This window comes from Bombilactobacillus sp. ESL1202 (genome assembly GCF_058107125.1).
The window spans coordinates 361,211-384,567 of the sequence record NZ_CM176590.1 but is presented as its reverse complement, the minus strand read 5'-3'; the positions used below and the strand labels follow the sequence as shown (position 1 = coordinate 384,567).

The 23,357-nt window shown below is 35.6% G+C and carries 23 protein-coding genes, 1 other RNA gene and 3 pseudogenes; 22 read left to right on the top strand and 5 right to left on the bottom strand.

Annotated features, from left to right (window positions below):
• The first annotated feature begins 29 nt into the window (after positions 1-29).
• The 3 genes from prfB (at position 30) to AC3B7A_RS01860 (ending at position 3,519) form a co-directional block, all read left to right on the top strand.
• Positions 30-1,149 (top strand): peptide chain release factor 2 gene (gene prfB, locus AC3B7A_RS01870; RefSeq protein WP_489756058.1). Its coding sequence is split into 2 segments (ribosomal slippage): positions 30-101 and positions 103-1,149, totalling 1,119 coding nucleotides; the frame shifts between segments, so codons are not numbered across the junction.
• A gap of 14 nt (positions 1,150-1,163) precedes the next feature.
• The gene (locus tag AC3B7A_RS01865; protein WP_489756057.1) at positions 1,164-1,832 is read left to right on the top strand and encodes a response regulator transcription factor; all 669 of its coding nucleotides are present in this window, start codon (positions 1,164-1,166) and stop codon (positions 1,830-1,832) included.
• Between the two features lie 10 nt (positions 1,833-1,842).
• Positions 1,843-3,519: a sensor histidine kinase gene (locus tag AC3B7A_RS01860; protein WP_489756056.1), complete on the top strand. Its 1,677-nt coding sequence runs from the start codon at positions 1,843-1,845 to the stop codon at positions 3,517-3,519.
• Between the two features lie 160 nt (positions 3,520-3,679).
• Here the strand turns inward: AC3B7A_RS01860 and AC3B7A_RS01855 are convergent, their stop codons facing one another.
• On the bottom strand, positions 3,680-4,531 hold the full coding sequence (locus AC3B7A_RS01855) for an SPFH domain-containing protein (RefSeq protein WP_489756055.1): 852 nt from the start codon (positions 4,529-4,531) through the stop codon (positions 3,680-3,682).
• A 219-nt stretch (positions 4,532-4,750) separates the two neighbouring features.
• On the opposite strand from AC3B7A_RS01855, the gene glmS reads away from it, so the two are divergent.
• From glmS to AC3B7A_RS01820, 7 genes are all read left to right on the top strand, one after another.
• The gene (gene glmS / locus AC3B7A_RS01850) at positions 4,751-6,562 is read left to right on the top strand and encodes a glutamine--fructose-6-phosphate transaminase (isomerizing) (protein WP_489756054.1); all 1,812 of its coding nucleotides are present in this window, start codon (positions 4,751-4,753) and stop codon (positions 6,560-6,562) included.
• 53 nt (positions 6,563-6,615) lie between these two features.
• Positions 6,616-7,134, top strand: a complete 519-nt coding sequence (locus AC3B7A_RS01845) for a VanZ family protein (RefSeq protein WP_489756053.1) — start codon at positions 6,616-6,618, stop codon at positions 7,132-7,134.
• Positions 7,135-7,265: 131 nt separating this feature from the next.
• Entirely contained in the window at positions 7,266-7,994 is a 729-nt protein-coding gene (locus tag AC3B7A_RS01840) for a YebC/PmpR family DNA-binding transcriptional regulator (RefSeq protein ID WP_489756052.1), read from the top strand.
• Positions 7,995-8,092: 98 nt separating this feature from the next.
• Entirely contained in the window at positions 8,093-9,064 is a 972-nt protein-coding gene (comGA, locus tag AC3B7A_RS01835) for a competence type IV pilus ATPase ComGA (RefSeq protein ID WP_489756051.1), read from the top strand.
• Entirely contained in the window at positions 9,042-10,031 is a 990-nt protein-coding gene (locus tag AC3B7A_RS01830; RefSeq protein ID WP_489756050.1) for a type II secretion system F family protein, read from the top strand. Before comGA ends, AC3B7A_RS01830 begins: the two co-directional genes overlap by 23 nt.
• Before the next feature lies 1 nt (position 10,032).
• The gene (comGC, locus tag AC3B7A_RS01825; RefSeq protein WP_489756049.1) at positions 10,033-10,341 is read left to right on the top strand and encodes a competence type IV pilus major pilin ComGC; all 309 of its coding nucleotides are present in this window, start codon (positions 10,033-10,035) and stop codon (positions 10,339-10,341) included.
• Entirely contained in the window at positions 10,301-10,774 is a 474-nt protein-coding gene (locus AC3B7A_RS01820; protein ID WP_489756048.1) for a hypothetical protein, read from the top strand. Before comGC ends, AC3B7A_RS01820 begins: the two co-directional genes overlap by 41 nt.
• Here the strand turns inward: AC3B7A_RS01820 and AC3B7A_RS01815 are convergent.
• Positions 10,760-10,846: a hypothetical protein gene (locus tag AC3B7A_RS01815; protein ID WP_489756521.1), complete on the bottom strand. Its 87-nt coding sequence runs from the start codon at positions 10,844-10,846 to the stop codon at positions 10,760-10,762. The genes AC3B7A_RS01820 and AC3B7A_RS01815 overlap by 15 nt on opposite strands.
• A gap of 254 nt (positions 10,847-11,100) precedes the next feature.
• On the opposite strand from AC3B7A_RS01815, the gene AC3B7A_RS01810 reads away from it, so the two are divergent.
• The 5 genes from AC3B7A_RS01810 (at position 11,101) to ssrA (ending at position 14,398) form a co-directional block, all read left to right on the top strand.
• Entirely contained in the window at positions 11,101-11,472 is a 372-nt protein-coding gene (locus tag AC3B7A_RS01810; protein ID WP_489756047.1) for a hypothetical protein, read from the top strand.
• The gene (locus AC3B7A_RS01805) at positions 11,456-11,638 is read left to right on the top strand and encodes a hypothetical protein (protein ID WP_489756046.1); all 183 of its coding nucleotides are present in this window, start codon (positions 11,456-11,458) and stop codon (positions 11,636-11,638) included. The genes AC3B7A_RS01810 and AC3B7A_RS01805 overlap by 17 nt, the downstream gene beginning before the upstream one ends.
• A 52-nt stretch (positions 11,639-11,690) precedes the next feature.
• Complete coding sequence (locus AC3B7A_RS01800; RefSeq protein WP_489756045.1) at positions 11,691-12,719, top strand: class I SAM-dependent methyltransferase; 1,029 nt, start codon at positions 11,691-11,693, stop codon at positions 12,717-12,719.
• Positions 12,720-12,724: 5 nt separating this feature from the next.
• A complete protein-coding gene (locus tag AC3B7A_RS01795) occupies positions 12,725-13,912 on the top strand; it encodes an acetate/propionate family kinase (RefSeq protein WP_489756044.1) in 1,188 nt (395 codons plus the stop codon).
• Positions 13,913-14,029: 117 nt separating this feature from the next.
• Positions 14,030-14,398, top strand: a transfer-messenger RNA (tmRNA) gene (gene ssrA, locus AC3B7A_RS01790).
• A gap of 275 nt (positions 14,399-14,673) precedes the next feature.
• Here the strand turns inward: ssrA and AC3B7A_RS01785 are convergent.
• Positions 14,674-14,874: pseudogene (locus tag AC3B7A_RS01785) on the bottom strand (transposase); the annotation flags it as partial.
• 47 nt (positions 14,875-14,921) lie between these two features.
• A pseudogene (locus tag AC3B7A_RS01780) lies at positions 14,922-15,211 on the bottom strand (Ltp family lipoprotein); the annotation flags it as partial.
• A 449-nt stretch (positions 15,212-15,660) separates the two neighbouring features.
• On the opposite strand from AC3B7A_RS01780, the pseudogene AC3B7A_RS01775 reads away from it, so the two are divergent.
• From AC3B7A_RS01775 to AC3B7A_RS01760, 4 genes and pseudogenes are all read left to right on the top strand, one after another.
• A pseudogene (locus AC3B7A_RS01775) lies at positions 15,661-16,714 on the top strand (IS30 family transposase).
• Between the two features lie 232 nt (positions 16,715-16,946).
• Positions 16,947-17,894 carry a nucleoside hydrolase gene (locus tag AC3B7A_RS01770; RefSeq protein ID WP_489756043.1) on the top strand — a complete coding sequence of 316 codons (948 nt, stop codon included), beginning with the start codon at positions 16,947-16,949 and terminating at the stop codon, positions 17,892-17,894.
• A 336-nt stretch (positions 17,895-18,230) separates the two neighbouring features.
• The gene (locus tag AC3B7A_RS01765) at positions 18,231-18,830 is read left to right on the top strand and encodes a C40 family peptidase (protein WP_489756042.1); all 600 of its coding nucleotides are present in this window, start codon (positions 18,231-18,233) and stop codon (positions 18,828-18,830) included.
• Between the two features lie 7 nt (positions 18,831-18,837).
• Complete coding sequence (locus tag AC3B7A_RS01760; RefSeq protein ID WP_489756041.1) at positions 18,838-19,026, top strand: hypothetical protein; 189 nt, start codon at positions 18,838-18,840, stop codon at positions 19,024-19,026.
• A 96-nt stretch (positions 19,027-19,122) separates the two neighbouring features.
• On the opposite strand, the gene AC3B7A_RS01755 is transcribed toward AC3B7A_RS01760, so the two are convergent.
• Positions 19,123-19,596, bottom strand: a complete 474-nt coding sequence (locus tag AC3B7A_RS01755) for a nucleoside 2-deoxyribosyltransferase (RefSeq protein ID WP_489756040.1) — start codon at positions 19,594-19,596, stop codon at positions 19,123-19,125.
• 170 nt (positions 19,597-19,766) lie between these two features.
• Here AC3B7A_RS01755 and AC3B7A_RS01750 point away from each other — a divergent pair, with 170 nt between their 5' ends.
• From AC3B7A_RS01750 to AC3B7A_RS01740, 3 genes are all read left to right on the top strand, one after another.
• The gene (locus AC3B7A_RS01750) at positions 19,767-20,792 is read left to right on the top strand and encodes a zinc-binding alcohol dehydrogenase family protein (protein ID WP_489756039.1); all 1,026 of its coding nucleotides are present in this window, start codon (positions 19,767-19,769) and stop codon (positions 20,790-20,792) included.
• A gap of 302 nt (positions 20,793-21,094) precedes the next feature.
• Positions 21,095-21,811: a winged helix-turn-helix domain-containing protein gene (locus tag AC3B7A_RS01745; RefSeq protein WP_489756038.1), complete on the top strand. Its 717-nt coding sequence runs from the start codon at positions 21,095-21,097 to the stop codon at positions 21,809-21,811.
• Positions 21,808-23,280, top strand: a complete 1,473-nt coding sequence (locus tag AC3B7A_RS01740; protein ID WP_489756037.1) for an ATP-binding protein — start codon at positions 21,808-21,810, stop codon at positions 23,278-23,280. The genes AC3B7A_RS01745 and AC3B7A_RS01740 overlap by 4 nt, the downstream gene beginning before the upstream one ends.
• The last annotated feature ends 77 nt before the right edge of the window (positions 23,281-23,357 follow it).

Below are 23,357 nucleotides of genomic sequence, written 5' to 3'. Positions count from 1 at the left end.
CCTGGCTCTTTTAGAAATTGAGGAGAATTATGGAAATTTCAGAAATTAAAGATGGTATACAACAAGCAGCAACTAAAATTGAACAATTTAGGGGGTCTCTTTGACTTAGATGAATTGCAAGAAAGTATCGCTCTGAATGAAAATAAAATGGCGCAGCCCGGCTTTTGGCAGGATCAAAATCAAGCGCAAGTATTGATTAGTCAAACTAATCAATTAAAAGAAAAGTACGATAATTTTCAGAAATTTAATTCGCAGTTAGCGGATTTGCAGATTGCAGTGGAGTTACTACAAGTAGATCCGAGTGATCAAGAATTATGGACCAATACTGTAGTTGATTTGCAACAATTACAGCAGCAATTACAAACTTATGAAACCACATTGTTGTTAAATCAGCCGTATGATAGTCATAATGCTATTTTAGAAATTCATCCAGGAGCTGGCGGCACTGAATCTCAAGACTGGGGTTCAATGTTATTAAGAATGTATGAACGTTGGGCTAAACAGCACGATTTTACGATCGAAGTTGCTGACTATCAAGCCGGTGATGAAGCTGGTTTGAAAAGTGTTTCTTTATTAATTAATGGGCACAATGCTTACGGTTTATTGCGTTCCGAACATGGAGTTCATCGTTTGGTACGTATTTCGCCTTTTGATTCTGCGGGGCGCAGGCACACTTCATTTGCTTCGGTAGAGATTATGCCGGAATTAGATCAAACGATTAATGTTGAAATTAATCCTGATGATTTGCGCATTGATGTTTTTCGTTCCAGTGGAGCTGGGGGCCAACATATTAATAAAACTTCTTCAGCTGTTCGTATTACCCATTTACCAACCGGAATTGTAACGAGTTCGCAAGCCCAACGTTCACAATTACAAAATCGGGAAACGGCAATGAATATGTTACGAGCCAAATTGTATCAGCGAGAACAGGAGCAGCAGGCTCAAAAACAAGCCGCTTTAAAAGGTGAACAATTAGAAATTGGTTGGGGATCACAAATCAGATCGTATGTTTTCCATCCTTACACGATGGTTAAAGATCATCGAACTAATTATGAGACTGGGAATGGTCAAGCTGTATTAGACGGTGATTTAGATCCCTTTATGAATGCTTATTTACAATGGCAATTAGGTCAGAGTAGTCAGGATTAAAAGGAAAATCAGTTATGAAAAAAATTTTGGTAGTTGATGATGAACGAGCGATTGTTGAATTATTGAAGTATAACTTAGAGCAAAATGATTTTGCAGTGACAACAGCGACAGATGGGCAACGGGCATTACAAAAAGTTGCTACAGAAAACTTTGATTTGATGCTACTGGATTTAATGTTACCCAATTTTAATGGCTTACAAGTCATTGAACAGTTACGTCATCAAGGTGATTTATTACCCATTATTTTATTAACTGCTCGTGATGACGCGCAAATGAAAGTTCAAGGCCTGAATTTAGGTGCAGATGATTATATTACCAAGCCATTTAATTTGTCAGAGTTAATTGCCCGGATTAATGCTATTTTACGGCGTCAGAACTCCTTAAATACTACTGAAGAGATTGTTTTAGATCGTGATAATTTTCAAGTTTTGGTTAACCAAAAGTCAGTCGCGTTAACGAAAACTGAGTATAAATTATTTGAATATTTGTATCGTAACGCTAATCGAACTTTGACTCGTGAACAGTTAATGGAGCATCTGTGGCACGATAATAGTGAGCATCTCCATGATTCGCGGGCAATTGATATTCAGGTGAGCCATTTACGTGATAAAATTGAGCAAAACCCTAAACGACCACAATATTTACAAACGATTCGTGGTTTTGGCTATCGACTAACAATTTAAGGAGATTGACATGAAACGACAACGGCGGACAATTTTTTGGACGACTATTTTAGGAGTTCTGATTTATAGTTTTTGTCTTTTGATTATGGTGCAATTTCACAAACAAGATCAAATTAATCATATTACAGCTTTAAAAGAAGATTATTTGGTTTTGAAACGCGATCTCAGTAAAAAATATTTTTCCTCCTGGGCTGATGATCATCAATTACAGATTATCACTGATCAAAAGCAACCACGGACACTTCTGCAAAAGCAAGTTCATGAATTATTGAGCCAAGATTTGTTAGACAATAATAATGCTTATCGTATTCAAAACTATCGTCATCATAAATATATTTTCTATTTACTGGACTCGACACCGGTAACTAGCCAAAAAGTCATTGTGAAAAAATATCGTTCAGTGTGGACGGAATCTAATTTGGTTTTAATTTTTTCGTTAGGCTATTGGTTGTTATTTTTAATTTTACTAATTAGTCAAATTTTAACTTATCGCCAACAAAGAATTTATATTCATGCTGTGGTTAAAAAGTTGCAACAGATCAAACAACATCAGCAAACTGATTCTTTGATGGCCTTAGATAATACACCTTATACAGAATTGATCAAAACGGTTAATTCGCTAGACCAACAGATGGGAGAATTATTAGAAAATAATAATTTATTACGTCAAAGATTTCAAAGCTTATTACGTCATTTACCACTAGGAATTATGCTGCTAGATCAAAATGGTAACGTATTATTGCATAATCAGGCGATGACAATTATCTTAGGTAAAGATATTTCTGATGAAATTCACCCTTTTGTGGAAGATATTAAGACTTATAAATTAAGTCGCATGATTGAACACACTTTACGCAAAAGTCAAAATCATCATCAAGAAATCCAATTAATTGGCGACTCGAATTGTTTGGTTGATGCGAATGTTATTCGGATTGCCCATCGTCAGGACCAAATTGAGCAGCAAGTAATTGTTATTTTGTATAATTTAACTAGTGTGCACCAGTTCGAACAACAACAACAAAATTTTATTACTAATATTAGCCATGAATTAAAAACGCCAGTGACCGCTATTTTGGGATTTGCAGATACACTATTAAATGGAGCTAAAGATATTCCCGAAAAAAATACGGAGTTTATTGGCATTATTCAGCAAGAATCAGAACGCTTGTTGGATTTAATTGAGGATGCGTTGGAGTTAGTTAAATTAGAGCAAGTGCCTAGATTAATGGTTGAACGCTTAAATTTAAAAGAATTGGTCACCAAAATTATTCAAGGCCAACAAGTTCTTATTCAAAAATTAGCGCTACAGGTAACAACTGATTTTCAAGGTAATGTTTGGGTAAGTACTTCCAGCGCAGAATTAACAACAATTTTGCAGAATTTGCTTACAAATGCCATTAAATATAATCAACCTCAGGGACAGGTGAATATTAAGCTGAATCATAATGAAATCGAAAACTATTTACAAATTATAATTCAAGATACCGGTATTGGTATTGCACCAATGGATCAGGAGCATGTTTTTGAACGATTTTATCGTGCTGATAAATCACGAAATAGTCAAATTAGTGGTACTGGTTTGGGATTAGCAATTACACAACAGGCGGTTGAAGCATTAAATGGCAAAATCAGTTTAACTAGCGAACTAGGGCAAGGAACAACGATTGCGGTTACTTTGCCGCTTTAACTACGTAGCTAACTGTTGCTGGCTTAATGAAAAACAAAATGCCGCTGCTAAAAAATTAATTTCTAAATAAAATAAAAAGTCACGATAAATTTTCAACAGAAAATATCGTGACTTTTTGATCTGGAAGAACAGTAAATTTACTTGTTAAGTACCGATGATTCTAGGCTTCGGCGTTGTCATGCTTTGGTCTTGTTGTTGTTTTTTGGGCTTTAATAGCCTGCGCTAAAAGTGCAGTTTGACCAAAAGCTGAGCTTTGATCATTAGGGATGACAACTACGTTGGTTTCAGAATTAGCTAGTTGTTGATAAGCAATAATTGATTGATTTTGAAAATATTTTTCATCAACTTGGTTTAAACCATTTTGAATGGTGTCAATACGATATTGTTCAGCATCGGCCTTAGTTTTTGTTGCTTGGGCTTGAGCTTTGGCGGTGGCAATTAAAGCATTATTTTGTGCTTCATTAGTTAAACGAATTGACTCGGCTTCACCTTGAGCTTTGGCAATAGCCGCAATTCTTTCACGATCGGCAGTTAATTGTTTATCCATTGCTTTTTGGATTTCACTTGAGGGTAATAACTCATCAATATTAATTCGGTCAACGGTGATGCCATAAGTATTGGTTAAGTCACCGATCGCCTTGGCTAAATCGAAATTAATTTTTGCCGTTGAGCCTAAAGCGGCATTCAGATCCATGCGACCAATGATATCGCGTAAATGTCCGCGAACTAATTGAGCCATTGATTCAACCGAATCAGTATTATTATATTCAAACTTGATGGCATCGGTAACATGAAAATTTAAAGTAACAGAGGTTGATACTTCAGCATTATCACTAGTAATAATCGCGTAATGTGGCAATTCAATTGGCTGCATGGCTAAACTAACAGAAGTTATTTTTTGAACCATTGGTAGATAAAAATGTAATCCTGGTTCAACGCTTCGTTTATATTTTCCAAAAGTTGTGACTAAGCCTTGACAGTTTTGCGAAATAATTTTGATTCCTAATGGCATAAAAACTCACTCCAAATTTTAATGTTTTTTTAAAAACAACTAATCATAATCAAATCATAAACGCTTACTTTTTAAAAAGCAAACTTACTTTTTGTCTTAGGACTATACCAATTACTCGAAAAATTTGACATTTTAAAATAAGATTACTATGATATCAACGTCTAGGAAGACTAAAAAATAAAATTAGGACTATACCAATTTTCTAAAGGAGAAACATTTATGTGCGGAATTGTTGGTGTTGCTGGAAGTACACAAACCAAATCAATTTTAATATCAGGTTTAAAAAAATTAGAATATCGGGGCTATGATTCGGCCGGAATTTATTTGACAACTGCAGAACAACAAGCTTATTTATGTAAACGTCAAGGAAAAATTGTTAATTTAGAACAAGCTGTCGCTGACTATCCTCAGGGAACAACCGGAATTGGTCATACTCGTTGGGCTACTCATGGTCAACCGTCACAAGCCAATGCGCACCCACAATTTTCTAGTGACGAACGTTTTTACTTGGTGCATAATGGTGTGATAAATAATAGTGCTGAACTTAAACAACAGTATTTAGCAGATGTGACATTTCAAAGTGCTACTGATACCGAAGTTATTGTGCAATTAATTGCTTATTTTGCACGAACCCAAAATTTGACGGCAATTCAAGCTTTACAAGCAACAACCAAATTGCTGCAGGGCTCTTATGCTTTGGCTTTAATGGATCAACAAGCTCCCGGGCAAATCTTCTTTGCTAAAAATAAGAGTCCGTTACTAATTGGTGTTGGCCAAGGGGCTAATTATTTATGTTCAGATGCTTTAGCCATGTTAAAGCAAACGCATGATTTTATGGAAATTCATGATGGTGAAACTGGAATTATTACGGATACTGATGTCCAATTATTTGATACCAAACAACAAGTAATTCAACGTTCAACTTATCGCGTTAACTTAGATGCTAATGATTTATCCAAGGGCACTTATGATAGTTATATGCTCAAGGAAATTGACGAGCAACCAGCGGTATTGCATCGAATTGTAGAAAAATATTTTGTGGATGGTCAAGCACAGATTGATTCATCTTTGTTACAACAATTACAACAGAGTGATCGGTTGTATATTGTGGCAGCTGGTACTAGCTACCATGCTGGTTTGATTGGTAAGCAATTATTTGAAACTTTAAGTGATATTCCCGTTGAAGTAGCAGTAGCAAGTGAATTTGGCTATCATTTGCCCAAATTATCTGCCAAACCATTTTTCTTATTTTTAAGTCAGAGTGGTGAAACAGCAGATAGTCGCCAAGTTTTAGTTAAGGTCAAAGCTTTAGGTTATCCAGTGTTAACTTTAACGAATGTGGCAGATTCAACTTTGTCGCGAGAAGCCGATTATACATTGTTATTACATGCTGGTCCTGAAATTGCCGTTGCTTCTACGAAAGCTTATACTGCTCAAATTGCCGTTGAAGCAATTTTGGCACAAACTTTAGGGCGGGTTAAACAAGTAACAGCAGCTAAGAAATTCGATGTCCAACAACAACTAGCTTTGGCCGCTAACGGCATGCAAACAATTGTGGATGAAAAAGAACAAATTAGCCAATTATCGCAAGACTATTTAACTAATCAAACTGCTGCTTTCTTTATTGGTCGCGGTGATGGTTATTACTTGGCTTTAGAAGCGGCGTTGAAATTAAAAGAAGTTTCTTATGTCCATGCTGAAGGTTTTGCGGCTGGGGAATTGAAACATGGCACAATTGCTTTGATTGAACAAGATACGCCAGTAATTGCTTTTATTACGGAAGCAAAAACGGCGGCGCATACTCGAAGCAATGTTCAAGAAGTTTTAAGTCGTGGGGCTAAACCATTAGTGATTAGTCAGGCTAATTTAGCGCAAAGTGATGACCAAATTGTTTTTAGTGAATTGAGTGAATTATTAAACGTGTTGGTGGCAATTGTTCCAGCACAACTATTAGCTTATTATACGGCTAAAGCTCGTGGTAATGATGTTGATCAACCGCGGAATTTGGCTAAAAGTGTGACTGTTGAATAAGAAGTTTTTATGGATTAAAATTAATTAGTTAAGATTAAATGATTGAGGATTTTATGAAAAAATTTAAAATCAGGAATTTAAAATGGTTAATTTTAGTTGGTTTATTAATTATTGTTTTATTTATCAGCTCATCAATGACCTATCAACAGCAATCGTTGATTTCGTTATTAATGCGGCTCCTGCCTCATCAACCAGGTTATCAGCAACTACTGAAAATTAATTTTGTTTATGGGACGAAACGCCAGGCAATTACGACTGTCGGTTACTATAAATTAGTAGAATTTTTCATTCGTAAACTAGCACATTTTAGTGTATTTGGTTGTTTAGGTGGGGTGACGTTTTTGTTTTTAAAAGATCAGGTAAAAAATTGGCATTTAGCGCCTTGGCTCAGTTGGTTTGTGGTAACTGGTTGGGCAGGTTTCGATGAGTTTCATGAATTATTAACTCAGGGTCGGACTCCTTTAATTCAAGACGTAATGTTAGATAGCATGGGGGCATTAACCGTAATTTTATTGACGTATGGTTATTTAAGCCTAAAACGATTGTTTGTTCGAAAGCATTGCCGAGCTTAGGGAAATTTGGTATGATTAATAAGGTTTTGTCTATTTAATGTTCATTTAATTCTAGACAAAATATGAGTATTAATTTTGTTGTTTTAGTTCTTTAGCTACTAATATACTAATCGGAAAGAAGGAGTAAGCGAATGTCAGGACATTCTAAATGGCATAACATTCAAGGGCGTAAAAACGCTCAAGATGCAAAACGTGGTAAAATTTTTCAAAAGCTTTCACGTGAAATCTACATGGCAGCAAAGGGTGGTGATCCTGACCCCGCGAACAATGCTTCTTTACGGTTGGTGATGGATAAAGCACGTGCTGCTAATATGCCTAAAGATAATATTAAGCGTGCAATCGATAAAGCTTCCGGTGCCGGTGGGGCTAACTACGAAGAAATCACTTATGAAGGTTACGCTCCCGGTGGTGTGGCTGTTTTAATTAATACATTAACTGATAATAAAAATCGGACGGCGACATCTGTTCGTGTAGCGGTTACGCGTAACGGTGGTAGTATGGGTTCTGCTGGTTCTGTGGCTTATCTGTTTGATCGTAAAGGTTACATTGTCGTTGATCGTTCTACCACTGATGCAGATGAGGATAAAATGTTAGAAGATTTGATGGAAGCTGGCGCTGACGACTTAGAAGTTAGTGATGATGCTTTTGAAATCTATACAGAAGCTAAAGAATTTACACAGGTGCGGGATGCATTGGAAAAAATGGGTTATGAGTTGGCTAACGCCACTTTAACGATGATTCCTAAAAATACAGTGCCAGTACCGGAAGATAAAAAAGAACAATTTGAACACATGATTGATCAATTAGAAGATGATGATGATGTTTCAGAAGTCTTTACTGCAGCGGCTGAAGAAGAATAACTAGTTAAATTACAAAAACTATGAAAAAACTTTTCTTGAAAAAAGAAAAGTTTTTTTGCGTTTTTGGGGTAGTTTTTAACTGGAAGGAGGTTAAAGTGATGCAACCAGAAATATATGCGCAAAAATTATTAGAATTTGCTTGTCAACGCGAAGTTTCTGATGTTTTTTTCTTACCGCAAGAAGCAACTTTTAATGTAAAGATGCGAGAAATTGATGGTTTACATGATTATCAGACCTTGGATTTAGCTTTTGCACAAGGAGTGATTAATTATTTTAAATTTTCAGGAAATATGGATATTAGTGAACATCGGCGACCGCAAGTAGGATCACGTTCATTTCAGTTTGCAAGGCAAAAAATTAATTTACGCTTATCAACTGTGGGTAACTTCAGTAATCAAGAGTCACTAGTTATTCGGCTACTTTATCCATTAAAATCTATGGACCAAACTGACAATCTCCAGCCTAATTGGCAGAAGATTATGAACCAAAGAGGCTTGATTTTGTTTAGTGGGCCAACTGGTTCAGGCAAGACAACTTCGATGTACCAATTAACTAAAAAATTTGCGATGAATAAGATTGTCTTAACTGTGGAAGATCCAATTGAGATTATTGAACCACAATTTTTACAGATTCAAGTTAATAATCAAGCCCAGATGAGTTATGCCGATTTAATTAGGACTTCTCTACGTCATCGACCAGACGTTTTAATTTTAGGTGAAATTAGGGATGAACAAACTGCTAGAATGGCTTTAAGAGCAGCGTTAAGTGGACATTTAGTTTTATCAACAGTTCACGCCCGTAATAAGTATGCAGTGATTGGTCGGATGATGGAGTTAGGAATTAGTCAAAATGAAATGTATTCTATTTTGAATTGTGTAGTTTATCAACGTCTTATTCCGTTAATAGATCATCATATTAAGGCTTATCAAGATGTTTTGATGGATGATGATTTAATCCAAGCGATTAAAATTCCACAAAGTAATTTTGATGATTGGCAGCAGTTGTTACAATCGGATTGGCAAAAGGGATTGATTAGTGATGAAGTTTATGAACAATTACAAACGGGGTAAATTATCCATTCAACAGCAAGCCCAATTTTTGGATACATTAGCTAAATTAGTTAAAAATGGTTTTTCACTAGAAATTGCAGTAGTTTCTTTGAAGTTGATTTATCCCCAACAAAGTTCAATCTTGGATCAAGTTTTAAAGCGCTTAAATGATGGCTTTTTACTTGATCAAGCTCTAGCAGTGACTGGTTTATCCAAAACGATCCTTAGTCAAATCATGATTGCTGATATTCACGGAAACTTAGTTCGTTGCTTGGAAGAAAATGCAGCCACCTTATTAGTTCGTCAAAAGAACAACCGTCAGATTCTTAATTTGCTGGCTTATCCGATCTTTTTATTATGTAGTTTGGGAACGCTTTTAATTTTTTTGAAAGTAGAATTAGCACAGCAACTACCCAAAATAGTATTACCTAATTGGGAGAAAATAATTTTAGGACTGGTAATTTTATTAATTGGAAGCGCAATTGTAGGGGAAATTGAGCATTTAAAGCATCTGAGCGAGTTAAAACAAGCACTTCATAAAATTAAATGGCCCATTTTAGGAAAAATTTATCAAAATTATTATCAATACGTTTTATTAACTTCCTTAGCAACTTTTTTGAAAAGTGGTTTATCACTGCAAGAAATTTTACAATCTTCGCAAAAATTAACTACTGGTTCTATTCAACATGATTTAGCGCAAATTATTCAAACTAAAATTTTACAGGGTCAAAGCTTAGCGGACATTGTGCGAGCAAATCCATTATTGCCAAAAGAAATCAATGTGGCAGTTAGTTTGGGTCATGAAACTTTACAGCTAGCAATTGAGTTACAAACAATTGCCGAATTAAAGTACCAGCAAGTTCAACGGCAAATTCAGCATTTGATTAATCAAATTCAACCATTCTTTTTTATAATTGTTGCTTTAGTTATTTTGGGCACTTATCTGAGTATTCTTTTGCCAATTTATTCGATGATGAAAGGATTATAAAATGAAAAAATTAGTTTTAAAAAAACATTCAGCGTTTACTTTAATTGAAATGGTTATTGTTTTATTCATTATTTCCTTATTGCTATTAATTATTATCCCTAACATTAATACTCAAAAGCATTCCGCTCAATCTAAAACTGACAGTGCTTTTAAATCAACTTTACAAACTCAAGTTGATATGTATGACGGAAGCAATGTCAGTTGGGATCAACTAGAACAAGAACATTATCTTTCGGCTGCCCAAGCCAAAAAAGCTAAAGGAGACGGTTATGCAATTGAAGATGGAACAGTTGTTGGACCGAAAAAATAGCCAGTATGCTTTTACATTAATAGAAGCGGTCGTGGCTTTGGGAATTGTTTGTGCCTTATTAATGCTGCCGACTAATCAATATCATGATCAGCTAGTTGATGAACAAGAAAAGCTAGCTTTAACTAGATTTGAGTACAATTGGCATACAACATTAAAAATGGCGTTTTTAAATCGACACTTTTATACAGTTACTTTAGATAATCAAGCCCATCGCATTTATTATAGTTGTCGTGGTATTAGTGATTCACAACAAATTGTTCAAGACTTTCCCCATAGTATGACTTTTGAGTTTGACACTAATCATGGTCGTGATTTAACCATGAAAATTTCAGCTGATGGGACGGTTTCGCCGGCAACGATTGTCTTTCTGACAGCACATCACCGGTATATATATAAAATTCAAATGGGATGGGGTCAATTAATTGCAGCATAAACGACATGCAGCATTTTTATTGTTGGATAACCTACTAGGCTTCTTTTTAGTATTACAGGCTTTAAGCGTTATTCCCTTATGTATTTTGCCGACGCAAGAAAAGATTCGTGAAGTTCAACAACAAACTGAGTTCAAGGCGGCCCTTTATCAGGCAATTAAGCATCCTAGTTTGCAGCAGATTACTTTGGACAATCGAGACTATAAGATTGAACAACAACCTAAGACGATTATTGTTAAGGGGCAAAAGAAAGGTTTGAGGTATGAAATTCAAACAAAGACATTCCGCTTTTTTACTGAGTGAAGCTGTGGTTTCTCTATTTATTTTGATGCTGACTTTTTCTTGTATTGCCTATTTATTGACTAGCTATCGACAACAAAAAGTAGATTTATTTCAAGCTCCCAGTGACTGGTTAGTGGCAATGTTAGAGCTCGAACAAATTAGTGATCATGCTAAAATCAAGCAAGTTGGCTATGATAAAATTACATTTGTAACCGATGATGAGGCTCATCAACCGAATAAAACTTATCAATTACAGGTTTATCATAATATGTTACGTTTAACAGGCTCTGCGCAAGGGCATATGCCCTTATTGATTAATCAAAAAAATTTACATTTAGCAGTTAAAAATCAAGTTTTAATGGTAAAAGCCATTGACCAGTTTAATCGAAAGTGGGAATATTATGTTGACTTCCAATAAACGTCATCTAAAACAGCGAGCCATGGTTTCAGTAACTGCCATTTTTTTATTGAATATTGAATGTTTATTCTTAGTGGTTTATTTGAACTTTTATCAGTCGGAATTACATGCACAACGTCAATTAGACCAAGTTTACACCCAAAAAATTATAAACTTTGCTAAATGACGTGACTTCCGCTAAGATATTATGGAAGTGTTTAGCGAAGGGAAGACTGATTATGAGTAAATCGCAAGCTCAGATTCAACAAATTTATCAATTTGTGGATCAAACTACTCAAGAATTAAAACAGGATTTACGCGTTGCTTATCAAGATGCCTTATCAGAAAATATTCTAAATATTTTAAGTCAAGCAACTTTTATCGAAGATGGTTTTCCAAATGCAGAACAGGCTAAAAGTTTAAATCAGAAGTATCAGAATTTTGATTTGAAAGCGTTTAGTTCTTCTGAAATTAAGGAAGCATTAGATTTAGCAATTATTAAGGCTCAAAAATTGGATCAAGCGGATGTCAATCATTTGATGACACCAAATATTATTGCAACCTTATGTTCATTGGTCATTGCTGAAGTGTTTAAAAACTATCCGAAAAAAGTTTTGCAAGCGATTGATCCTGCTGTGGGAACTGGCAATCTTTTGTATCAAACTAATCATGAGTTACGCCAGAGTACGATGCATAATCTTCAAATGTATGGATTAGATAATGATGATCAAATGTTAATGTTAGCAGATGCTGTTAGTCAAGCACTGAACATTGAGATTGAACTTTATCATCAGGATGCTGTGGCTGATTGGTTATTGAGTGATTTTGATTTGATATTATCGGATTTACCAGTTGGTTATTATCCAGTTGATGAAAATGTCGTTGGTTTTCAAACGCAGGCCGCTAAGGGACATTCATATGCGCATCATTTATTGATGGAACAAGCAATGAAAAATGTACAGCCAGGTGGAGTGGGAATTTTTATAGTTCCGTCACAAATTTTCGAAACGGAACAAGCAAAGCAATTGGCAGAGTGGATGGTTAAAGATGTATACTTACAGTCAGTTTTGAGTTTGCCGACGAAATTATTTGCTACTAGTGCAGCGGCTAAATCAATTGTAGTTCTGCAACGACATGGTTCCTTGGCACAGCAAAGTCCTGAAGTACTAATGGGACAAATTCCTGATTTAGATGACGGGCAAGATTTGAATCAATTTAAACAACAATTGCAGACTTGGAGTCAAAAAACTTTTCATTGGGGAGAGTAGTATTTATGCAAAAAATTTTAGTAGTAAATTCTGGCAGTTCTACTTTGAAATTCAAACTGTTTGATATGCCGGCTGAAAAAGTTGTGGCTAAAGGAATGGTGGACCGTTTGGGTAGCGACCAATCAACTTTTGAGATTACGTATGATGGTCAAAAACATACTCAAGAGCTACCAGTTAAGTCACACAGTGCAGCAGTTGACTTGTTGATTAAGAATTTGTTGAGCCTTAAAGTGATTAATGACATTCAAGAGATTAAGGGCATTGGTCACCGAGTAGTTTCTGGCGGTCCAGTCTTTGATGATGCAGTTGTTTTAACAGCTGATAATTTAACTAAATTGGCAACGATTGATGAATATGCACCATTACACAATCCAGCAGAACGCAAGGGCATTGAAGCTTTTAATGAAATGTTGCCGGGTGTCCCCCAAGTGGCAGTGTTTGATACAACTTTCTATCATAACTTACCAGAGATGAATAAAATTTATTCGATTCCGCGAAAATTGGATCAAGAATATGGGGCTCATCGCTACGGTGCTCACGGTACAAGTCATAATTATGTCTCACATGAAACTGCCAAATTGTTAAATGAAGATTATGATAAGTTAAAGATGATTACCTTGCATATGGGTAGTGGTGTATCTGTAACCGCGATTCAAGATGGACAAGCGTTTGATACTTCTATGGGCTTCACACCAATTGCTGGGGTTACGATGAGTTCACGAGCAGGTGACATTGATGTTTCACTGGTAGCCTTTTTAATGGAGAAGCTTCACATTACTGATATGCAAAAAATGATTGACCTTTTGAATAATGAGTCCGGTCTAAAAGGAATTTCTGGTATTTCACCAGATATGCGCGATTTGATAGCTGCAAGAGAAACTAATCCAGATGCTCAATTAGCAATTGATGTCTTTATCAATCGGATTGTTAAATATGTGGGTAGTTATATTGCTGAAATGCAAGGCGTTGATGTGATGGTCTTTACTGCCGGAATGGGTGAAAATAATCCCCATATCCGTGAAAAAATTATAGATGCTTTTGCATTTATGGGCATTAAAGAAGATCATGATGCTAACTTTGATGGTCAGGGTGCACGCATAATTTCGGCACCAGATTCCAAAGTTAAGGTATTAATCGTACCAACTGATGAAGAATTAATGATTGCACGTGAATTTGAACGTTTAGTTAAATAAGTTTTGTAAACATGCAATTCAGTGAAAAGGTGAGCCTATAAAGAGGGTTCGCCTTTTTACATGTTAAAAAATTGAAATTATATCAGGAACGTGATAAGATTTAATTATTAAAATTAAGGGGATGTTATGGATTCGACATATGTAGTTGAGCATTGGTTGCATCTCGTAGGTTACGGCTACGTAAAAACGTTACAGTTAAATTATAACTGCAAAAAATAATAATAATTCTTACGCTTTAGCTGCTTAATAACAGTTTAAAGTGTGATCCAGTCAATTTTGCCTAAGGATTGATCCTGGGTCTTAAATGATTAGGCTACGTTTGATTGTGCCACCTGAGCAATTGAAAAGAGATTAGTAGGTTAGCCGTTAAGGTTAGCCTTGTTACACGGCGCACTTAGCGGTGAATTTCAAATAGTGTAGCTATGGATGTAGAGACTAATGTGGCAGTATGTATGGACAGGAGTTCGATTCTCCTCATCTCCATTGCAGCTTTTCCAATTAATTCCAATAAGTTCCAATTTTATAAGAAAACATCTTCAAATCAATCGTTTGAGGGTGTTTTTTTGTTGCTTTTATTATATTAGGTTTCCAATTAATTCCATTCTATTCCAGTTTTTTGTTACCATAAAATTTAGGTTCTATGTAAAACGGTGTTTATAATTAATTTTTTAGTTAACTAGATTAGTATGGGGCTAGTTAGTTTTAGGTATCTTAAAGGTACCCAAGTTACTAGGTTTTTCAATATTATTAAATTGTTACCATTAAATCTGTAAAGTTGGTAAAAATTCTAGTTTAATGCGCAAGCAGAAATTATCCCAATTGCGAAAACCATAACTAGTTCGTTTGATTTTCTTGATCTTACTATTCAGACCTTCGATAGCATTATTATTGTAATCATAGCGACATCTATTTAAGACTGTTGTTAAATGTTTACGGAATGATTTAATGGTTTGATCCATGAAATTATGTTTGGGATTATGTAATTCCTCACAGTGGAGGAATTAAAGAATTATTTTGCAAGGTGATTTACTGCGTAATTTGCTTCTTCTGGTGTAAAACCTTCCGCGTCTGAAGTTAGCTGATCTCTAATGGCATCTGCAGACATATGTTGATCCTTTTGGTATGACTTTGCTGCTTTTAATGCATTTTTTTATAGTTGGCTTTTAAATGTTTAATAGCATATTTAGCAGCAGATGCGTGAAATTTATCTCCAGCATCTGCTGTTAGTTGATCGTATATACCTTGTTTAGACATGTGCATGCTTTTGGAATAGGTTTTTGCTGATGCTAAGGCGTTTTTCTTTTCAAAAGAAACTTTTTTAGCTTGAACTTGAGTGATAAATAAGCTTTCCTCTGAATTTTTATAGAAAGTTTTAGTTGTGGGAATAGTTAGTCCTCCAACTAGAAAGAGCGCAGTCACCAAGCTTAAAGTCAATTTTTTGCGCGTTGTATTCATAAATCAATTCTCCTTTTATATTTATTATGCAGCTTTTAAAGTCAATCAGTTTTGGACTATTGTATTTTTTTAATGTGTTCCAATAATAATTAACTTATCATTGATATAATTGAAAATAGCGTTTGTATATTCTCACGAATAAAATTTATAAATTTTTTTCACAACAAGCTCTAAAAAGTTTAGAACGTAAGTTTTACAATTAAGTTAGCCACTTAAAAAATAAAAAGACACCAAGATAAAAATCCGGTATCATTAAAGTTTCCACAACAATATGAAAAGAGGATTTTATCTTGGTGTATGAATATCTTAACACATCTCGCCGCAAAGGAAAGCATTTATCTGAGGTGGAACGTGGCAAAATTGCCACTTTACATGAACAGGGCTACTATGCTAGAGCCATCGCTCGACAACTCGGTGTTTCTCATCAAACTATTAATAATGAACTGCAACGTGGTAAAGTTAAGCAAGTTAAAAAGGTTAACGGCAAGATCTACTACTTCTATATTTATAGTCCTGAAGCTTCTCAGGAGCGGTATTTAAATAATCGTAATAACTGTAGCCGTCCCTTGAAATTCACGCAATTCACCGATTTTCTATCATTCTTTGATGAACATTTTTATCAAGATAATTGGTCACCAAATGTCGCCGTAGGCTTTGCCAAGAGTAATCAACTATTTAGTTCAGATGAAATGATTTGCACCAAGACTCTCTATAATTACATTGATAAGCAATTGTTAGAGGTTAGAAACTTGGATTTAGCTATGAAAACTAAACTCCGAACTAAACAGCACAAATCACACCAACATCGACGGCTCAAGGGACTTAGTATTGATCAAAGGCCTAAATAATATCGACAAACGTCAAGACTTTGGACACTTTGAGATAGATACAGTTATTGGTAAAAGAAAGGGACATGAAAGTGTCCTCCTAACGCTAACTGAGCGTAAAACACGCTTTGAACTGATTCGCTTAATTGATAGTAAGGACGCTGATTCTGTCAACTATTCCTTGCAACAAATCACTGCTAAATTAGGAACTATTATGAAGTCAGTTACTGCTGATAATGGAACAGAGTTTAGCACTTTAGATGTGGTTCTTGCAGGGATTGCAGATACTTATTATGCACATCCATACACTTCTTGTGAACGAGGAACCAATGAACGTCATAACAATATGATTCGGCAATATTTTCCTAAGAGCAAATCGCTAGACTTGGTTAGCCCGCTTCAAGTTCAAGAAGTAGAAGATAGACTCAACAATTTACCACGCCGATTGCTTAATTATCAAACACCAGCAGTTGCTTTCCAAAGAGAGTTAAGAAAAGCCCAGCAAAAACAAATGACTTAAATTAGAACTGAATGATTACCGAAACACTTTATCTATAGAATTTTTAGAAAGTGGCTAACTTATTATTGCAATTTACGAAAGGTAAATTACCCAGGATTTGAGTAAGATTATTTTTAATATTAAACAATTGGCTAGCAGTGACTTGAAAGATTTTAATATTACATAATTTTACTTGACGACTAAATTAGAGATGTGTCATGCTTAACTTAAATAAATTAGGAGGCTTTCATTCATGCAAAATGTGTACTTGAATCATGATGGCAATGTGGACGATTTAGTTTCATTACTGTTATTGTTACAAATGCCAGATGTTAATTTAATTGGGGTAGGCGTGACAGATGCAGACGGTTACGTGGATCCGGCTGCGAGTGCTTCACAAAAAATTATTGATACCTTTGGTCAAGCTGGAAAAAAACCAGTTGATGTTGCGAAGTCTAATTCTCGCGCTGCTCATCAATTTCCAAAGGAATGGCGTTTGAGTGCTTTTTCGTTTGATGATTTCCCAATTTTGAATGAACATGGCGCACCAAAGACACCAATTGCGGCTAAGCCAGCCCATTTAGACATGATTGACAAGATTCAAGCTGCAACTGAACCGATTACCTTAGTGATGACCGGACCGTTATCCGATTTAGCGCGCGCTTTAAAACATGATCCAAGTATCGTTCAGAAAATTGAACGTTTATACTGGATGGGTGGCGCTTTAAATAGCCAAGGTAATGTGGCGGAACCAGGTGCTGATGATACCATGGAATGGAATGCCTATTGGGATCCAATGGCTGTTAAAACTGTTTGGGACTCCGATTTAAAAATTACAATGGTCGGTTTAGACAGTACAGATCAAGTGCCATTGACTAAAGAATTACGGTTACGTTGGGCGCGTCAACGCCAATATCCAATTTTAGATTTAATTGGTCAAGGCTATTCGTTGGTGCATTCTTTTGAGGCTAATTCGATTTATTATTTATGGGATGTTTTAACTACGCTATTAAGTCGTTATCCAGAATTAGCAGATTCAAAACTTGTTAAATCCGATGTTATTACGACCGGAGCTTCACAAGGACGCACTTATCAAACCGATCAAGGCCGCGAAGTAACTTTTGTTACCAACGTTGATGCGGATGCATTTTACGATAAAATTGATGAGTTGGCAAAATTAAATTTTGCTCCTAAAAATTAAATATATTAGAGGCTGGAACAAAAGTCGTGTAACAGTGGAGCACTAACAGAATAAATTACAAAGTCCGAACTTGACTTAAAAAATTTAATTCCGTTAGGCACAAACTGTTGCCTTTTGGAGCGCAATAATGAATTAATATTTGTATAATTCTGGATCGAATACGAGCATAATTTTATTGTCCCAACCTTGTAAATTAGTGTTGATGTGTTTCTTTTGCAGATTACGTAGTATGAAAATTATTTGTACAACCAATTAAATTTTTGTGAAACAGCTTGCAACATTAATTGTTAAATTATAAACTAAGGTCAAGTGAAGCGTTGAGAGGTTTAAAATTTAATGAAATTCAAGTTATTAACTAGACAAGTGTTGATTATTATCTTAGTAATTATTGGTTTAAAGACTATTACTGCTCAAGCTAAGTCAACGCAGATGCCAGTAATTAAAGTGGAAAATACTGTCGCCCAAACGCAAAATTTGCCTGTTCCGGAAATCAAGGTTAATGCGACGGACTATCAAATTCATGAAAAGCAAGCACGTGGTGAAATTACCGAGATTCCTAATTTGCAATTACCACTGATAGCTCAAAATAACGAATTGGTACAACGCGCTAATCGTTATCTAGGAGTTCCTTATGTTTATGGTGGGACGACGCCAGTTGGTTTTGATTGTTCCGGTTTAGTCCAGTATGTAGCAAGGCAATTGGGATTAAATTTGCCGCGAACTTCGCAACAACAAAGTTTAGTTGATCAGTATATTCCCTTGAGTCAACTGCAAGTCGGAGACCTCGTCTTTTGGGGCGAGCCTGGTAGTGCTGAACATGTGGGAATTTATGCTGGTAATGGTGAATACATCCATGCTCCACAACCAGGAGAAAAGGTGCGTATTGGTCAATTTAAATGGTTTAAGCCAGATTTTGGTCGGCGATTAAATTATTGAGGTTGAGATGTTAAAAATAATCATTGCAAGCTTTATTATTGGCTTGAGTATATGGCAATTTTATCGAATTTACCAAAATTATCATCATCAAACAACTCAACAATTTCAAACGGTTGTTCGCTTAGCACAAGTCGGCAATTTGGTGTTAGCTATTTTATTATTAATTTTAGGTGTTTGGATCTTATTAATCACTTAATTAGTTTATTTAAAGTAAAAAAGTCCCTTAATTATTAGAATTGATGTAATCTAATAGTTGAGGGACTTTTTAGCTAGTTTTGTTTGAAAATAGGGTTTAATAACAAGTTCCAGGATAGACTTGGTAAGTGATATTATTGAAGTCAAAAGTAGCTAATTGACTCAAAGGCACATAACAAGTTACGCTAGGTAAGAGCATTAAGTTGATAGCGTCTTGATTGTCATCAGGAATTACAGAAACAATTGGCTTGTGATTGGCGTAAGCATAACCATATTCAAATGACATGCCAGTATCTGGATGTGATGGCAAAAACATGCCACAAACTAAATCAGAACGGTCAATACCCGCAATATCGCCATTGAAAGTCCCGATTTGCCACAAGGGATCAGCCAACATTTCGGGTTCTTTTGTGACATCGACATTGTTAAATTGGTGATCTAGGGGGCGAAAACTGTTTTTCCAATCAACCGTTGGGTTTTGAGCCAGCGCAGCTTGACCTTGTTGCATGTATGCTTGTTCCTCTGGACTAAACCAAGAGCAAGCAAAGTAAAGGGATTTCTGTTGTGTCATGATATGACTCCTATCTAATAATGTTTAATTAATTATAGCGTACTTTGATTAAAGGTAAATATTAAATTAAAAAGTTATCTTTGATAAAAGCTGCAGTTCACTGTACTAGCAAATTTGTTTTTGTTTCAAGTTGGTTAAATAAAAAACGTAGATTAATTAAGGGAGATTTTATGCAAAGTTCAGCGATTGGTTCATTTAATTATTATCCAGCGACAGATGTCCGTAGTTTTCAATTAACAGAAATTACTTTACCCAAACTACAAGCTAATGATTTATTAGTTAAAGTTTTAGCAACAGCGGTTAATCCGATTGATATTGCAACTAGAAAAAACTTGCATGATCTTACACAGCCGAAAATTTTGGGATTTGATGCTGTTGGAGAAGTCCAACAAGTGGGAAGCGCAGTGCAACATTTTCAAGTTGGTGATCGGGTCTTTTATGCCGGAGATTTCAAACGTCCGGGGAGTAACGCTCAATTTCAAGTAGTTGACCAACGAATTGTAGCTTTAGCACCGAAGCGTTTATCTATTGCCCAAAGTGCAGCGATGCCCTTGACAGCTTTAACAGCCTATGAATTATTATTTGAAAAGTTACATCTAACTTTGGATCTGGTTCAAAATCAAGCTCGTTCGATTTTAATTATTAATGGTGCTGGTGGCGTTGGTTCCAGTGCCATCCAGCTGGCCAAATTAATGGGCTTACAAGTTTTTGCGACGGCTTCACGACCGGAGTCTTTAGCTTGGGTTAAACAATTAGGGGCTGATCATGTCTTAAATCATCAGCAAGATTTAGTAGCACAAGCCCAGCAATTGGGACAAGACTATTTTGATTATATTTTGGTCTTGAGTAACGTTGATTGGCACTGGTCAGAAATTGTGCAATTAATTCAACCGACAACCGGGATGATTGGGACAATTACTAATTTAAGTGAACACCAAATTAACGACTTGAAACGTCTGAGTGTGACGTTTGCGTGGGAATGGATGTTTGCGAAAAGTTATTATCAGACTAATAATTTGGCTTCACAAGGCCGCTACCTCGCTCAAATTGCCCAATGGTTGGATCAAGGGCTATTGAAGTCTACTTTGACTAAGACTTTTAATTCTCTTGATGTTGCTAGTTTACAAAAAGCAACCCAAATAGTTGAAAGTCAGCATGCAACGGGCAAGGTTGTTCTAACGAATATGAAGGATTAAACTGATGTTAAAACAAAAGTCATTTAACAGTTTTAGACTAAGTAAATTAAATTTTAAGGATCGAAATGACTTTGAAAAATTAATTTTGTTAGTTATCAACTGTTGGTTTTGGGATGCAATACTGAATTAAAAGAGGTTGGAACAAACTTCTGATTTTTGGAGCACTATAAATCATAGCGAAGAAAAAATTCGTCAAAGTTCACGAAAAGTTCTTTTTGTCGCAATCTTTTTTACAAACTAATTTTATTGTCCCAATCGTATTAAGATGGGGATAATTACTTGGAGGAAGTAACAGATAGTATATGAAGTTATTAATGATTGAAGATAGCAAATCAGTTTCAGAAATGATGTCGATGTTTTTCCAAAAGGAAAAATGGGATGTGAGTTTTGCCTATGATGGTAATGAAGCCATTGAATTGTTTCAACAAGATCCCGCTTCGTGGGATTTAATTACGTTAGATTTAAATTTACCGGGTAAAGACGGCTTGGAAGTTGCTAAGGAAATTCGGCAGCAATCAGCCACCGTTCCTTTAATTATGTTGACCGCCCGTGACTCAGAAAGTGATCAGGTTTTAGGACTGGAGTATGCTGATGAATATGTTACTAAACCCTTTAGCCCAATTACGTTAATTGCTCGGATTAAAGCGTTGCACCGGCGCAGTGAATTGAGTGAAAGTCCTAAAGTTACTAATGAAGATAAAAATTTTGATATTCAAACTCAACATTTTCAGTTAAATAGTAGCACGCGTGAGGCTTATTTATTGGGAAAGGAAATTCCTAATTTAACGCCGAAAGAATTTGATTTATTGAAAACTTTATCTCATAAGCCGCGACAAGTTTTTTCGCGTGAACAATTATTACAGCAGGTTTGGGGGTATGATTATTTTGGTGATGAACGAACGGTTGATGCTCACATTAAGAAGTTACGCCAAAAAATTGAACAGGTTGGTCCGCAAGTAATTCAAACGGTTTGGGGAGTTGGTTATAAATTTGATGATTCCGAGTTGAGTGACTCATGAAATTAATTTATCAATATATGCTGGGATTTTTAATTGTTGTTGGAACTTGTTTAGGCGTGATTTCAATTGCAATCTATAGTTATAGTGAAAATATGGCTTACCGGCAAACGTGGGTGCAATTAGAAGGCTATTCTGATAATTTACAGAAAATGGCCTTAAAGGTTAATCCACGAACCGGGGGGATTGATAATATTACTGCTGAAACTTTAGAATCAATGCAAGATGTTCTGGCTGATCAAAAAGTTAACTTTGTGATGTTTGACAAGAATGGTGCTGAACTTTACCCTAATCGCACTTTACGACCAATGATTGATCGTCATACTTTAAAATTATTGAAGGATGGCAATGTGATTCGGGAACGGAACAGTCATGAAAATGATCGACCACAAGTTTATAATAAACAGCCCATGACTTATATTATGAAACCTTGGTTTGATCATAATAATAAATTAACTGCTATTTTGTTAGCTGGTTCCGAGGTTTCGGCTGTTCAAACTAATATTAATACTATTAAGCGTAATCTCTTATTAGCGTTATTAGTTTCAGTGGTGATTGCACTGATTATGAGTTGGTTCTTAGCTAATTGGCAAGTTAAACGAATTGATAAGTTACGAAAAGCGACCAAGCAAGTAGCGGGTGGTGATTTTGATGTGCAAATTGTCGATGAAGGTCAAGATGAATTGGACGATTTAGCCAATGATTTTAATGCGATGACTTTATCATTACAAGCTTCTGATCAGGAAATTAAGCGCCAAGAACAGCGGCGCAAGGATTTTATGGCTGATGCGTCTCATGAAATGCGCACCCCGTTAACCACGATTAATGGTTTATTAGAAGGATTAGCTTATGATGCAATTCCCAAAGACCAACAGGCGCATAGTATTCAATTAATGCGCAATGAAACTAAACGTTTAATTCGGTTAGTCAATGAAAACTTAGATTATGAAAAAATTCGGACGAATCAGATTCCTTTACATCAACGAAATTTTAATGCGACCGATTGTTTAAAAAATATTATTTCGCAATTACAAGAAAAGGCAGATTCTTCGAAAGATCAGTTGCTATTAGAGGCTCCAGATCGACTAACAGTTTATGCCGATTACGATCGTTTTATTCAAGTGATTTTTAATATTACTCAAAATGCCATTCAATTTACGCAACAAGGGCTAATCAAAATTACGGCTTGGCATGACTCAAACCAACAAGCGGTAATTATTACCATTGCTGATAATGGTATTGGCATGAGTGTTGACCAAGTCAAAAATATTTGGGAACGTTACTATAAAGCAGATCCTTCGCGAAAAAATACTAAATACGGTGAGTCTGGTTTAGGGTTGGCCATTGTACACCAATTAATGCAGCAACATCAGGGGCAAATTCAAGTTCACAGTCGCTTAGAAAAAGGAACGACCTTTACAATTACTTTTTATGATGAAGCGGTTATTAAAAAAGAAGCCACCCCAAGTTAAATAAATTGCAGTGATTCATTGAAAAAGTTGATAATTGACTAGTTTCGGTGGTTTTGATGAATTATAATGAAATTACT

Excerpts from the sequence above, each read along its gene's own strand:
- AC3B7A_RS01860 (WP_489756056.1), top strand. The coding sequence starts at position 1,843 with ATGAAACGACAACGGCGGACAATTTTTTGGACGACTATTTTAGGAGTT.
- AC3B7A_RS01795 (WP_489756044.1), top strand. The coding sequence starts at position 12,725 with ATGCAAAAAATTTTAGTAGTAAATTCTGGCAGTTCTACTTTGAAATTC.
- AC3B7A_RS01865 (WP_489756057.1), top strand. The coding sequence starts at position 1,164 with ATGAAAAAAATTTTGGTAGTTGATGATGAACGAGCGATTGTTGAATTA.
- AC3B7A_RS01760 (WP_489756041.1), top strand. The coding sequence starts at position 18,838 with ATGTTAAAAATAATCATTGCAAGCTTTATTATTGGCTTGAGTATATGG.
- AC3B7A_RS01750 (WP_489756039.1), top strand. The coding sequence starts at position 19,767 with ATGCAAAGTTCAGCGATTGGTTCATTTAATTATTATCCAGCGACAGAT.
- AC3B7A_RS01845 (WP_489756053.1), top strand. The coding sequence starts at position 6,616 with ATGAAAAAATTTAAAATCAGGAATTTAAAATGGTTAATTTTAGTTGGT.
- AC3B7A_RS01805 (WP_489756046.1), top strand. The coding sequence starts at position 11,456 with ATGTTGACTTCCAATAAACGTCATCTAAAACAGCGAGCCATGGTTTCA.
- AC3B7A_RS01840 (WP_489756052.1), top strand. The coding sequence starts at position 7,266 with ATGTCAGGACATTCTAAATGGCATAACATTCAAGGGCGTAAAAACGCT.
- comGA (WP_489756051.1), top strand. The coding sequence starts at position 8,093 with ATGCAACCAGAAATATATGCGCAAAAATTATTAGAATTTGCTTGTCAA.
- glmS (WP_489756054.1), top strand. The coding sequence starts at position 4,751 with ATGTGCGGAATTGTTGGTGTTGCTGGAAGTACACAAACCAAATCAATT.
- AC3B7A_RS01740 (WP_489756037.1), top strand. The coding sequence starts at position 21,808 with ATGAAATTAATTTATCAATATATGCTGGGATTTTTAATTGTTGTTGGA.
- comGC (WP_489756049.1), top strand. The coding sequence starts at position 10,033 with ATGAAAAAATTAGTTTTAAAAAAACATTCAGCGTTTACTTTAATTGAA.
- AC3B7A_RS01810 (WP_489756047.1), top strand. The coding sequence starts at position 11,101 with ATGCTGACTTTTTCTTGTATTGCCTATTTATTGACTAGCTATCGACAA.
- AC3B7A_RS01820 (WP_489756048.1), top strand. The coding sequence starts at position 10,301 with ATGCAATTGAAGATGGAACAGTTGTTGGACCGAAAAAATAGCCAGTAT.
- AC3B7A_RS01745 (WP_489756038.1), top strand. The coding sequence starts at position 21,095 with ATGAAGTTATTAATGATTGAAGATAGCAAATCAGTTTCAGAAATGATG.
- AC3B7A_RS01755 (WP_489756040.1), bottom strand. The coding sequence starts at position 19,596 with ATGACACAACAGAAATCCCTTTACTTTGCTTGCTCTTGGTTTAGTCCA.
- AC3B7A_RS01770 (WP_489756043.1), top strand. The coding sequence starts at position 16,947 with ATGCAAAATGTGTACTTGAATCATGATGGCAATGTGGACGATTTAGTT.
- AC3B7A_RS01800 (WP_489756045.1), top strand. The coding sequence starts at position 11,691 with ATGAGTAAATCGCAAGCTCAGATTCAACAAATTTATCAATTTGTGGAT.
- AC3B7A_RS01855 (WP_489756055.1), bottom strand. The coding sequence starts at position 4,531 with ATGCCATTAGGAATCAAAATTATTTCGCAAAACTGTCAAGGCTTAGTC.
- AC3B7A_RS01765 (WP_489756042.1), top strand. The coding sequence starts at position 18,231 with ATGAAATTCAAGTTATTAACTAGACAAGTGTTGATTATTATCTTAGTA.
- AC3B7A_RS01830 (WP_489756050.1), top strand. The coding sequence starts at position 9,042 with ATGAACAATTACAAACGGGGTAAATTATCCATTCAACAGCAAGCCCAA.